Here is a 14470-nt window from a genome sequence, read left to right on the forward strand (position 1 = left end):
GATGAATCATAAGCCTTATTTCCTGTTCCTTCATTAAGTTCCCACCAAAGGCCGAGATTACTTTCCTTAATTCGATGGGGGCGAAAATCAATCTCCTGGATAAACTCGATGTTTTTCATTCCATACACATCAGTTACTGAATTTGCTTTTAACTTAATGGTGAAATTTCCTTCCGCCAAATTTGTAGGTTGAAACACCAATGTGTAAGCACTCACATTCGATTCAGAATCAGAAGACGAGCTCTGTAATGTTAACCCGGTGAATTCTAAATCCGCTGACGCATTAAAATCAGTAATAGGTTGATTAAATTGAGCAGTTACATTGATTTGTGCACCGTAGGTTGGGTTTTCAACCTGAAGATCAACACTCGGGCCCAAATCCCCCAAGCCATTACCCCAAAGTTTCGCCACCTCGCTCAAATTAAGTGGTCGTCCCCATATACGAATATCGTCGATTAATCCGTCAAAAGTTCTGCCATTGGAGTCTGTGCCTATTGTAAGGAGAATTGAATTATCATCAAAGCCTAGTGCATCGAGCGTAGTGGACTCTCCATTAACATACATCGTAGTTCGACCTTGCATTGGATTAAAAACAGAAACCAAATGAGCCCATTCGTTTGGATAAACCTGAAGCGGTGATTGAATACGAGTCTGTCCAGTCCAAGAAGTTAAGGAACCGTAACGAATTGACATGGTCCAATCCCAACCACCGTCATCAGTAGAGAAAATTATTCGTTCGTTACCAACACCACCCTCTACTAGACGCGGATTGACCCAGGCAGAAAAGGTCATCCCTTTCGTCGTGCTACTTTGGTCCATTCGGAAAGGTAAAGTGAGCGATTCTCCATTTAAATCCAGAGCTTTGCCCAATTTACCCTGAGATTGACGAAAAGAAGGAAAAAACTCGATTTCAGCTAAACCTAAGTAAGTGTCAGAACCAGTTGCCTCAGAAAATACGAGCTTATAATACTGATAAGCATTAGGCGAAGAAACTAGATAATTTCTTCCCTCCCATGCCGTCCATCCAATTTCATTCGAAACCGAATGCAGAACGGTGGTCCAATTCGAATCATCTTCAGACCCAAGTAACTGCCAGGACTTAGGCGATCTATCCTCGACTTTAAAATGCTGGGTTACAATACGATAGCCACCGATAGTAACTGGAGTGCCAAAATCATAGCGGACAAAAACATTGGGCAAGGCACTCTGTTCAGCCAACCATCTTCCATCAATTGTAGTTGAATCGTTATCGAAAACATTTGATGGCGAATAAGGGCTCAGAAAAAGTGGAGATGCGGCTAGGTTCCCCCCATCAGGAATGGTTGCATCATCACTCGAGTAGGTTGCGTGCTGGAGTCTACCTGATCGATCGAAGGCGGTCATCTGGCTAATATTATCTAAGTCGTACCAAGCTAATAAATCATCTTCCACCGAGGTAACAATTCGATGACGGAATTCAAACGCTCCCGTTTGGCTGTTATTGCCATCTTTCTGAACTGCACCATAGGGCACCTCAACTCGAACGAGCGATGGAGTAATAGTGGCATTTAGTTCATAGGTGTAGGAAACATTTACATTATCAGAATAAATAGAAAAAGTAGCTCCGGTTGCATTTAATTCTGCCTCCGATAACCCGGCTACATATTCAGTCTGATTGCCCTCCATAAATAATATCGTTTGAGGGGTAGGCCGGGCAATGAAGGGCGAGGCGCCCAAAACAAGTGGACGAATCCCCATATCTCCTGTTCCGCTTCCGTACAGATCGCTCACCTGGTAGGTGGACAAGGCATTTTTATAAATTCTCAGGTCATCTATTTCACATTTTGACTCCCAACCAAGCGTTCCATATTTACCTAAATACAGGTTGTGATTCGCACCATCTCCCCAATTCAAATAACCACTTGCCGCAAGAGTTTCCAATAAACTTCCGTTTGAGAATAACTTCAACTCCGATCCGTCATAGGTCAGAACATAATGAGTCCAACTTCCCGGTTCTGAACGTGCTTTCACTTCTTTCCAAGATCCACCGGTGTAGATCGCACCACGGATTGTATTGTCGTCGTGATATTGCAGGCGAATTTGCCCGCTCCTCACAAGCACTCCTTGAGCATCATCTAAGACCTTAGCCCAAACTGATAAGGTGAAGGAAGAACTAAGAGAAAGCGACTCGGCATTGGCTATTACATGATCGGTGGTGGATAAAGCAAGAGACTGACCAAATTTACCGGGAATGTGTTGCCCTCCGGTTAACACTCCATCAATTCGGGCACCGGAAAAATCTAGAACCGTTTCATTGGATTCTTCAAAAGGGTACCACAATGTAAGGGAATCTCCACCAACCAACTCTGAGTGATGATTAATTTCCTGAGTTACTGCACTACTCCCAATCCCACCCTGACTAGCCGAATTAGAGGGGATAGTCACAATGATTCTACTGGGATGTGAAGATGGAGTAATCGTGAAAATATATCCGTTCCCGTTTGGGGTAAAACCAGATACCAAACCACCTGAGATTTGTATATCAGACTGGACAAAACCATTGACCGCAACGGCTTGACCAAATTGATAAAAATCAACCCTTGCCGAAAGCGTGGAAGCCGAGTTATTGGAATCTACTACAATCGTAGGCACGATCCCCAAATCCCCAATTCCATTTCCGTAGAGAACCGCAACCTCATTAGGGGCAAAGGCGGACTGATAAATTCTTACTTCATCCAAGACGCCCGAAAAGTCCTGATTTACTGAATCATCCCAGCCGCCTAATCGTACCGAGTTCCCCTCAATATGTATCTGACTTGTCCCCGCAAAGTCAGACCTCGCAATCTCTTCACCGTTTAAATAGATCGAGTGTTGGGAATCCGACACCACTGCGACCAGGTGTTGCCAGAAATCCTGAACTGCGAGGGAATCGGGGGCGTTTAAGCGATTTAAATTAATCCCGGTCGGACCCAAATTAAAAGAGAACGAACGATTGGCATTGCCCACAGAGTTTACATCATACCAGAAAAGCATGGTATTAAGATCGTTTCCGTTGGTGCTAAAAATAGCGGCATCCTGCTGATCATTATCCACTCCAAGATTATTCAGGTAAACCCACACAGAGAGTGTGAAATTATTATCTTCAAAGAGCCCGCGAAAATGCGGAATATCAAAGTAATCCCCAGTTCCATCAAGAACTAAACCAGAGCCAAACATACCACTCCCCAGTTGGGCATTACCTTCTAGAAACCCATCATTTCGACCCACTGCCACATCTCGAATAACTGTTTTTCCATCCTGTTGACCTGCCTCTTCGAACCTCCATCTACTGAGTAGATCAGAATCTTTGTAAACTCTTTCATGAGATAAGAAATCGTAACGAAAATTCTCGATCGATAAATTGGAATCATAGAAGAATTGCTCGCCCACAGTTACAACTGACTGTGCCTTGTAAGGATGGCCACTATCGAGATTGCCAGTTAAACCCCACTTATGAGCGAGGTATCCTTCCACTTTTTTGATTTCATTATCGGATAGTGCTTCATTATAAATAAGAAGTTCTGCAAGTTTTCCATGCCAGGACTGGGAAGCAATATTACGGTCGTTACTAAAGTTATCTGACTGGACATTGCCCAGAGTTCGGAGAGAAATAATAGACAGACTGTTTGGTTTCGCGGTCGACTTACCATCAATAATCGCTCCGTTTAGACGAGTATAACCATTATAAACATTGGCGTCGCCCCCAGTTGCCCCCCAAATATTACCAGCGTTCGTGTGCCAATCTGGTTGCTTCGTAGTGTCACCCAATAAAGAACGAAAATCTGAGTTAGGAACACTGGCATCTTCTGAAACTACCCAGAAAACAGTTCTTATGTCATTGATCATACTAAACCAGTGGCTCTCGCCAGTTGTGCCAGTATAATTCATAACCGAAAGCCCATTTTGATCGGCATTAAGCAAAGTTGAATTACCCACTTGAACTGCATGGTTTTTCTTTTGGCTCTTATCTTTCCAAAATACATTTGTTAAGTCTCCTACAGAAGAACTTTTGAAGGGATGACTCGTGGGCAAAAGAGCGTCTAATCCCCACTTATGAGAAAGGTATCCCTCAATCCCCTGTCGAACAGAATCGGGAACTACACCCTTTAATGCAATTATTTCCCCAACAGTCCATTCAGTTCCCCAAGTACCGTCCTGTGCCGCACTTGAAGGGAAAGTGAACCATGACATTTCACCAGTGCCGTAATCATTAGTCCGAGGCTTATCTAGTATGGAAGTTCCATTAAGAAAGATTTCTTGCTTACCATTGGTTTTGGAGTAGCACAAAGCAAGTACCATCGTAGAACCGTTACTGCCGATTGAGACATTCGCACGAGCATCCGAATAATTCCAAAAAACTTGGCCATTTTCCCAAGGGAAATGGTCTCCCCATCCCATGCCAAATGCGAAGGTCGATCGTCTAATAGTATCAAGGCGAGCAGAAAGAAATATGGCAACATCTTGCACCTTTCCAGAGACTGTTCCATTAATACCAGCTGGGTTCCAATTGGTAGTACCATTCTTTTTGGCAAACATGTGCTCCATGTTATTGTCACTGCGCTTGGCGAATTGAATTGCATTCAATCCGTTTATCGAATCTCCGTTGGCAGGTTTGTTTGTTGCATGACCGTGCATTTTCACAGTGGAGTCTACTTTGTTTGTCCAAGTTTCAACATCAGTCGATCCGGTAACAGTTGAAATAGTTGAAGTATCATTTGCATCCAACCATAGTGTTACATTTGAGAAAACTGAATCGCTTGCATCCAACCATAGGCTAAGATTATTAAATTTAACCGGCATAGATGGAACATTAATTACATTATGGGTATGATTAAAATCAGGGTTAATTGAAACGATATAGCTTGAATTAGCATCAGTTGAATTGAAATCGATTATCTCGCCTACATTTAACTCTAGATTATGGGCATTAATATTAGAAACAGAGACGGGTTGACTGTCCTTCCCGAAAGATACTCTTAAAATCCTTGGACTTGAATCTGAACTGGAATTATCGTCTATCTTAACTGAAGTGAATTGATCTCCAAATCCTCCTCCATAAATTTGACTGATTTCAAAATCCTCCAATCCGACATTATATATTCGAATATCATCTAGAAATTCAGCAAATGCTTCATTATTACTCGAATTCCCAATGTAGTAGACATCACTTTGTTCTCTTCGGTCAGATGCACCCACATTCATTCCATTCACAAAGAACCTGGTTTGTGAACTTTTACCAACCACTGTGTAATGATGCCATCCAACCCTAGAAAGTGGATCTAATGCATATCCGGATGACCGATACCGATTGTCGCCATTTGCATCATCGCCATCAAAGAAAGAAACCATACGATCACTTCCGCGCACAGTAAGGTAACGGTCATATTCTCGATTGGACTGCTTACCTTGACCACGAAAAAGAGTGGATCGACCCGAGGCACGAGGAGGAAATAAATTTTTGGCCCATACTGCTAAAGTCCATGAATTCCCAAGATCGATTCCATTATTCTCCACTCGGATCCGGGCATCACTCTGATCCTTTCTGAATCGAACCCCTTGACCGTAGCGGCCTTGAAGGGAAATTGAGGAGTCAAAAAGTGAAATAACTTGTGAACCAGCAGTTTTACTTACTGCAAAGGTGCCGTTAACAACTTCGGTATCAAAGGGCCACCAGGCAAGTAAATCCTCTCCACGGGTAACCGCCCTGTACATTTTTCGGGTAGACTCTGAATTATTAGCTCTTCCCGCAGGAGGAACATTTGTCTGATTATAATCATCTGTAACAGAACCTGAATTGATCCATATATTGGAAACTAGGTTGTCCTGATCAAGTGAAAATTCAAATGCGTAAGTTCCGACTCCAATACGGTTAATCGAGTTGGGAATGATACTCCCGCCCGAAACCCATAAATCGCCATCAGCTTCACTGAAGTCGTTCACATCCACTAGGTTTCCACCACGAAAGAACATAATACGACCAGTATTTGGATTTCCTTCCACCACCTTGTCGACCTCAAGGGATGTAGTGATTTCAAAGTCTCCATACCCACTATTGTAAATCTTCAAGATATCATTTGGACCTAACGCCGCGTTATAAACCCTGAAATCATCAAGTAATCCCTTAAAAGTTCGGTCCGTACGAGTTTCCTCTGTAAATCTACCAAACTGAAGCGGAAATACATTGCCGGTTGATATATTACTTTTTGCCCAATTATTCCTTAAGCTGCCATTAACATATGCCTTCACATGAGTCCCTGTGTATTGATGAGCAATGTGCATCCATTTATTCTTAACCCCCTCGGAAATATATACCTGTGGATCCCATCCCCAATGTTGCGAAAAAATTCTTCTGTAATTTGCAGTATCCCATAAACCACGCATACCCCACATCCGATGAACACCATTGGCATTACTTCTTTGCCCCATTCCATAAATCCCTGTTTCGTAATCTCGATTCGAACCATTGGGACTTTCATGTTGTTCCGCGTACATCCAAAATGAGATGGTTCTTGGATTTGCATACCCAACTCCCATCATTGCAGGGTAGGCGTTTGTTGAAACCCATGCATTCTTGGGAAACCGCAAGGCATATCCAAACTTCGAATTCGAATTATCAAAAGTCACATTCCCATCCATACTATTGATTAAATTACCCACATAACCACTCATGTAATCCTTTACCGTAGTTCCATTTCCTTCGTCAAACGTCCACCAAGCAACCAAGTTTTCGAGTTTCGTTACGGGGTGGCCAAAACCAATACTAAAAGAAAGAGGTTGGTTTCCAGTTAGGGATGCGTCCTTGGCAATGCCTTCAGGCAAAGAGACGGTCAAAATTCCCGGATCAACCGTCGAGTTAAATTCAACTCGAATGCTCGACCCAGTAGTCACATTTATGTCATGGAAAACAGAATTGCTCAATCCAAGCATGCTCTCATTGAAGTCCACCACCCAAGGCATCCCGTAGCGGGTAAAATTCAAATCAACTGAAATTGGGTTCGAATGAGTGGCACTCGGGTAGGAGGCATAAAGGCCAAGATTGAGATCGCCATTTCCACTATTATAAACACTTTGATGCTCGGACAGACTAACTGCCTTTCTTGAAAACCGAATATCATCAAGGTTCCCCATAAACCGCCCGTCGGAAGTGGAGTTCAGTCGCGCAATTCCGAGAAACCACTTTTCAGTCAAACCAGCAGAAAGCCCGCCCTCATAAATACTGGTTGAACCAATGGAGGAACCATCAAGAAAAATTTGTAATTCATTACCGGGAGATATGCTCTCTTTGTAACTGACTGAGAGATAGTGCCACGTACCATCTGAAATATTTGCCGACATACTGGCTCGATCTGACTTGCCGATAGTACTTAAGAATATTTCCACATCGCTTCCTTTGGTTCCTAACTGTAAAGAACAATTTTCATCATTGCCCAAACTCAACATCACATTTGAAATTTGCTCAGCGGACCAACTAAAGCTTTCTTCATTCCTCCGAAACCAAAAATTTAAACTAAATTCATTAGTATCAAAACCGGCCGCCGGTACACCCAAGTCTGCATAATCACCAGTATTGACCCAGGTCTGCATAATCACCAGTATTGAGAAACGACAAAGAGGTTCCATAGGTCGAGGCCAATGACCAGGATACCCCCCCAGATAAAGTACCCCTCGAACCACTGATGCTGTCCTCTGCACTAGTTCCCTTTCCCTCATCTAACCACCACCAACTTACCAAATCGGCCTTTCCAGGAACTGGTGGAACTAATTGGATAAATGTATTGGAAGGTAATGTTGCATTACCCCCTAATTGCCCCGCGCCCTGGGCAAGAGAAATTGTAATCTCAGTGGATCCTTGAGTAGGTATCAAAGTAAAAGAAAAATTCCCGTCGCTAGTATCGTTGAAAGTTGAGATTGTAGCACCAGTTACAATCAAATCACTTTGGTTTAAATCAGTAACCACAACCGGTTCCTCAAATTGTAAAAAACGCAGGTCAACGGATATGTTTGAATCATCCGTTATACTGGGAGCGGTAAACTCCGCTACCAGTCCCATATCTCCGCTACTGTTATTATAAATTTTTCCAACCTCATCGTCGTTCAATGCAATAGAGTAAATTCGAACATCATCAATTGAACCTGCAAAACGATCATTAAAAGTGGGCATCCCTCCTATAAACCAGTCACCCAATGAAATTTCTCCCTGTCTTCCAGCCGGAAACGAGCTTTCTGCGGATAATTGCCCATTCAAGTACTGCTTGATTCGACCCGTTTCTCGATCCACAACCATAACTGTATGATACCAACTTCCCACCTCCATCGGAGTGGAAGATATTCCACTAAAACCTTGGTCATAGGTCGCATGCCATGAAACCGGATATCCGTCTGCAGCCAACGCTACCCCTTTGTGCTCGATTACTCCAGCTCGCATAAGAAGTGGTGATTTACGGCCCAGAAAGCGGGTACCAAATCGGTTTATTTGCCCATGACCTCCCTTGTTGTCTACAATTAACTCACTTCCATTTAGACCGGTTTTAGAAAAGTCGCCATCCTCGTCCATATCAATCCACAAAACACTTCCATCATCACTCCTGGTCGCAAAAGTAATATTTCCTGCCTTAAGATACCCAGAATTACCAATTCTTAATTTTCCGTACCACAAACCTCCAATATTATCTGTTCCAGTTCCAACACCTGTCCCCGATTTATTCTCTCCGGTAGAAAGAGAACGTGCATTCACAGTGGCACCGTTAAAATCAATCGGTATATCAAAATTTGTGTCTTGATAAACATAATCATGCCTAACACGAAATCCGTTGCCGAAATGATAGAGTAGGGAGGACCCAATCGCATAGGGCCAGGGAGTCGATGTTTCTCCTACACATATTGAACTTTCCTGCTTACCAAAACCACCGTTATCTCCTCCCGACCAATTGGCCAGATTGGAAGAACCTGTTGTGTTTGATTCTCCAAGTAAATCTCCATCCACCCAAATGCGGACGCTTCCAGGGTTTAATCTCATCTCCCATCTCAAATCATACAACTTGCCATCGGTATATCCCTTACTTGCTAATTCTGCATAAGGAATGTCAAGTAAAGCCATATTCCCGGTAGAAGATGCCGGGGCAACATGCGCAGAAGCCCCGCTCCCAATCCTAATCCTAAGGTGACCACCATTAAATCCAACAAATGAGCCCGTACCCGCTCCACCCTGTTCCCATAAAATCGAATCCGGGGGAGGGTCACTAGTCGGAAAAGCAGTGAGAACAGAAAAATTGGCATCCGCAGTTCGTGTTACTTGGTTATTGGGAATAGTTTCTCCGAACCTGTATCCTTTTCCGTCGATGTCATCTAATTGATTATCGTCGTACGATCCATTAAATAGCCTCTCTGTGACTCCACCGGGCATTACCGATGATTGTAACGAATCCCCAGGATTCAATAACGAAAGAGAATTATAATCTACGGTGGTACCTTGCCCCAATTTCGCCTGCATATATTCCCCGCCACCTCCCTCGTACCATCCGAATGCAAAATTGTACTCAGGAGTGGCTTTTATGGCAGAAGGCTTGACCCATGCGGAAATAGAGTAACTCCCCACACCAACATCCAATGGTGCACCCTCCGCTTCCCGGTAAAGCATTTCGACCTCAAAATCAGTCAACGCAACCCCATAGACTCTAAAATCATCCAGGTACTCGGCAAACCGTTGCCCCCCGCCATCATAATTGCCTAAGGTGTAAATATTCTGTCCTGTCGGACGGTCTGAATCTCCTTGATAGGCTCCGTCCAAATAAAACTTACTAGTCACCCCATCTGAAACCAGAACGATCTGATGCCATAATCCATCTGCTTCCAAATCAAACTCACCAGAATCTCGCCAGTCTCCGTTCCCATTGGCAAAAACTCCGACCCGATTGCTAACATCTGAAACAATAAGGTGGTGCCCATTGGTTAATCCCCTAGATAATGTTCGCCAATTGCCAGTTGGGTATAAATTCTTGTACCATGTGGAAATTGAAAAGGTGGCGACCGTAGTAGTTCCTCCCAAATCAAGGGCAGGAGTCAATCGTACCTTTGCCCCGGTCGAGCCTTGAGGAAGATGTAGTGAAGAGTCCCCAAACTTCTTCTCTGTTACCGAAAAACTTGCCCCATCTAAAAGCCCGGCATTTGATAAATTTGTAACGGAGTCAATAGAACTACTTCCTAAGCCCTCATCGAACTTCCACCAACCAATCAAATCGCTATGCCGAGTAGTTTTACTGGGCGCCATCAGAGAACCTACCTCAGCCCAGCTATTTGAACCGTCCAATAAAAGGGCACCATTACCCAACTTGGGACTACTCGTATCAATGGATGCCGTCCCCATTAACTTGGCCGATGCATCTCCCCCCGACTGATCGGGAACGAGCGTTCCATTTGCGTCATCGAAACTCCACCAACCAACTAGATAATCGGAACGGGTCACTTTTTTGTTGTAGGAAATAGTAATTGATTGTTGTTGAGAGTAATCTCCCAAGGAATCAACTGCGGCACCTGCGTTTAATGTGAGAAATATCCTCTGAGGATTACGATCCGGAATTATATCAAATCGATAGGTTGAATTACTATCCTTGATAAAATTAGAAATAACCCCACCCGAAAGTAAAAAATCAGTACTTTCATTTGATTCATTTAGATCATTAACATTGACTAAATTGTTAGAAGAATCCCGAAAAGTTAACACCACGGGAATGGGTGAGGCATTACTGGCTCGACTAACATTGATGTCAACCGAGGGACCGAAGTCCCCGAAACCTCCTCCGTAGGCGTTTTCAATATCCCTAGCAGTGAGAGCGATCTCGTACAGTCGAACATCATCAATCCAGCCATTAAATATATTACTTCCATCCGGCGAACCTCCAATTCCAAGATCTCCGTTTTCGACATATACTGAATTTGAATTCAGGATTGAGCCAGATAAGACCCCATCGATGTATGTCTTCAATCTTTCCCCATCATAAGTTGAAGTCAATAAATGCCATTGAAATTGGTTAATTGCAAAGGATCCATTATCGACATAATCAGCAAAAAAACGAAATATTGATTTGATCTGAGCACCACCCGGTTCAACTTGAATAAAATAAGGAGAAAGCATGCCATCACGCTTGGAGAGCAACTGAGAATAATCTGAGGGTAATCCGTTGCTTTTAAACCAAAGCATTATCGAAAAGTTAACCCGAGCCTGCAAATTGGGGTGGGCAGGCACGCGCGCATAGGAAGAACCATTACTCAGATCCAAACTGCTCCTGGACATAGCATTAAGATCTACCCCCCATCCCGCACCCTCTAAAATTGCATTCACACCGCTGCCAGTCATGTCCACCGAGGTGGTTCCATTCCCCTCATCAAAACTCCACCGACTCAGCAAATCGCTTTCCTTTACTATCGCTTCAGACACTACAGTTCCAATCCCCAAGCACAGGGGAATCAAACAGAGCAAAATACGAATGATCATTAAGGATTTAATATAAACTAGGGTCTGCAATTATTCAATGTATATGCCCCTTTTTATTCAAGGTAAAAATTCCAAAAAGAAATCACTGCCCGCAAGCAATTTAAGTAACTTAAAAATCACAAAGTTCACTAAAATAAAAATTACAGTAAAAGTATTCTAAACACATAAAGGTAATAACTCTTAGCACAACTTGGCTGAATACTACAAATTGCGGTAAAAAGTTTACTATATCATGCTCAATATTAAAATGAACCGCAGATACAAAACTAATTGGAAGTGCAGCGAACTCTAGTTTAATTTAAACAATATAGACCAATAGTGACCTGAAATGCGCTACTCTTCTCTTCTATTTAGTTCTTACTCGTACTCGAAGGAATTGCTTGCCCCCTTTGGAGGATGCAGTACCAGATGTCTCCCAAAGAACGCGCTCCATTCCCCCACCAATGTCTATTCCACTGCCCGTGTCACCACCGTTCAGATCAACTTGGGAAGTTCCAGTTGTAGTCCATGTACGCAAATCTGTACTGGTTTCCACAATGTACTCAATTCCCTCCGAGTTATATTCTGTGCTATATTGTTGGAAAGTAATTCTTTGTTTACCATCTTTTTGCCTAATACTTCTTGGTAGGGTTGTCTTTGCATCGCTACTCAGAGAGTCTCCTCCAAAAGCTCGTTCCATAAAGTTGCTCATCCCATCGCCATCGGAATCAAAGTCATCTGAATCAAAGAGAAGCTTGGCGTCGTCAATCGTAATGCTTCCGGAACCATCCAAGTCGATCAGTCCTTTTAGATTTTTCTTGGCGAAAAGCTTACGGGCAAACTTGTCACGCTCCTTCGGGTAACGTGGATCCATCCTTCGTTCATCAAAGAAAGCACTCTTTCCTGGTTTCTTGATTTTAATATCACGAATAACATCAGCAGCCGCATTATAACTTCCATTTCCGGCTTGCGTAGCCTTGATTGAAACTGTCAGTTCATCGGCTCCTCCAAATCCGCTGAAGTTTTTGGAGAAAACCAGCACCGCACCCGCTCCGCTCCCATTAATTTGCATCGCATTATTTGGGTTTGCAGTTAACTCGAAAGTCACTCCCAAATTTGAGCTAGCAGAGGCCATTCGCCCTAATGGAGTTGGCTTCCTCGAAAGTGGAAGATCGCGCAATCCTCCGGCTTCTCCCTGCTTGAAGAAAATGGTCTGCCCTTGCTTATTGGTCACATTAAAAGATGTAGTTGCCGTAGTGGTAAAAAATGCGGCACCCGTTGCGACTGCTCGAACCTGAACTACACCCGTTGTATTAGCGCAGGTAATTTGACCGCCACTGACAGATGCAGGGCCCGAAATAATGGAATAAGTGGGCGAAACCTGAACTGGTTGATTACTTATTCCGTCAAGTACGACCGCCCTCACTGTGAATTGCTGCTGTTTCCCCATATCGCCAATGGAATCAAAAATAAGAGTAAGGGGTCGTTTCACCAAGAAAGTAGAATCAACGACTACCGCTGCGGCGTAAGTTCCATTTCCAGACTGACTTGCCCGAATGGTCACCGAGCCAGTACCGGAGAAAGTAAGACGAGTGCCAGATAGACTTGCTATGCTATTGCCCGCAGTAATTGAGTAGGCAACTGTTAAACCGGCCGAAGAACTTCCATTTAAGTCCATTGCTTGATCTATCCGTGTCTCGTTCACTGTAGTAAAGCTGAGTGTCTGGGGACGTTTACCAATCACCTTCATATCAAAGGTCTTATTGGATGCCGCAGAGAAATGACTGTCCCCAGGTTGCTTGAGAGTTACCCTTACAAGTCCAGTACCCACAGGATTCAGTTCGCCTGCGGAATTAACTGCTATGACTGAAGAGTTATTTGTCTCGTATACTATATCAAGACCAGAAGTAGCATAAGCCCCCTCTAATTCAAAAGGACTATCAAAAGTCGACATAAAGGGCTTATTACTGTCCGCAGCATCCAATGGGACATTGGTGGCGGCTACAGTAATGGACTGTGCCCCCCCAAACTGCGGACGACTCGAACCAAATGGATGTCCGTTGTTCAGACGTGCATTTGAGCCCCACTTGTAAGCCAAATATCCTTCCAAACGTCGAACCGCAAAATCATTCAGATCTCCCTCGAAAAGCATCACCTCATGAATCACCGCATTGGCAAGTTGACTGGATATTGCACCGCTTGAATTTCTCCCGGCACCGATCAGCATATCTCTTCCAGTTGAGGGAATAGAAGGTGTGCTCGTTCCCGAAATTGCAGTACCAATCTGATTTGCACCATTGAAAATGAACTCACTGTCCGCATAGGTTGATCCCGCTTTCCTGCGGAACACACCCACCTGTACATTTCCTCCAAAGTTCACGCCACTGAAAGTCTGCTCGCCTCCACCATTAAAGTAGAAGCCTCCATTTACACCAAGACCGATTACTTGGCCAGCAGCTCCGGAGGACGCGCCAAAGTGGAAAAACCGATCACTATTGGTACCACTGGTTTTAGCGGCAATCACCATGGTATAGCCGACATTCCCATTAACACTGGAAGGTACGGAACCTGACAGGTAAGCACCTGAATTCCCAAGTGTGGATCCAAATGCCAGTCCAGGCAATCCGTTTTGCACGATCCGCACGGGTTGCTTGGAGGTGGAAGATTGACTAAAGGAAACGGAATTGCCTGATACATCGGCCCAGCCATCAGGTTGAACTTTCCCTCCAATACTGGTAAAGTCAGTCGTTGCGTCTGGTGAACCATCACCGTTCACATCATTCGCGTTCAACCAGAATATCATACCTGGCAACGAATCATTGTATGGACTGTATTCAGTGACAGTAACCGTAAAGGTTTTAGAACTGGCGGGGTTGTAGCCTGAATCCCCGGCCTGAGTAACTGTGATTGTGGATGTACCTCCCCCCACAGGCTTCAAACGGGTGCCGGAATTTGTAACCAATATCACATTGCTATTGGAACT

General features: G+C 43.9%; 3 protein-coding genes. All 3 read right to left on the minus strand.

Annotated features, from left to right (window positions below; all coding sequences use genetic code 11):
* Window positions 1–7637, minus strand: a 7637-nt coding sequence (locus ACKPQ5_RS06890; RefSeq protein ID WP_407678367.1) for a LamG-like jellyroll fold domain-containing protein, incomplete at its 3' end; no start/stop codon positions are given.
* Window positions 7576–11451, minus strand: coding sequence for a LamG domain-containing protein (locus ACKPQ5_RS06895; protein WP_407678365.1), 3876 nt, complete (start codon window positions 11449–11451; stop codon window positions 7576–7578). The genes ACKPQ5_RS06895 and ACKPQ5_RS06890, both read right to left, overlap by 62 nt.
* Window positions 11452–11854: 403 nt before the next feature.
* Window positions 11855–14470: hypothetical protein (locus ACKPQ5_RS06900; RefSeq protein ID WP_407678366.1), on the minus strand; the 2616-nt coding region annotated here is incomplete at its 5' end.

Source organism: Candidatus Seribacter sulfatis, assembly GCF_964187635.1.
Classification (GTDB): Bacteria; Verrucomicrobiota; Verrucomicrobiia; order Opitutales; family Seribacteraceae; genus Seribacter; species Seribacter sulfatis.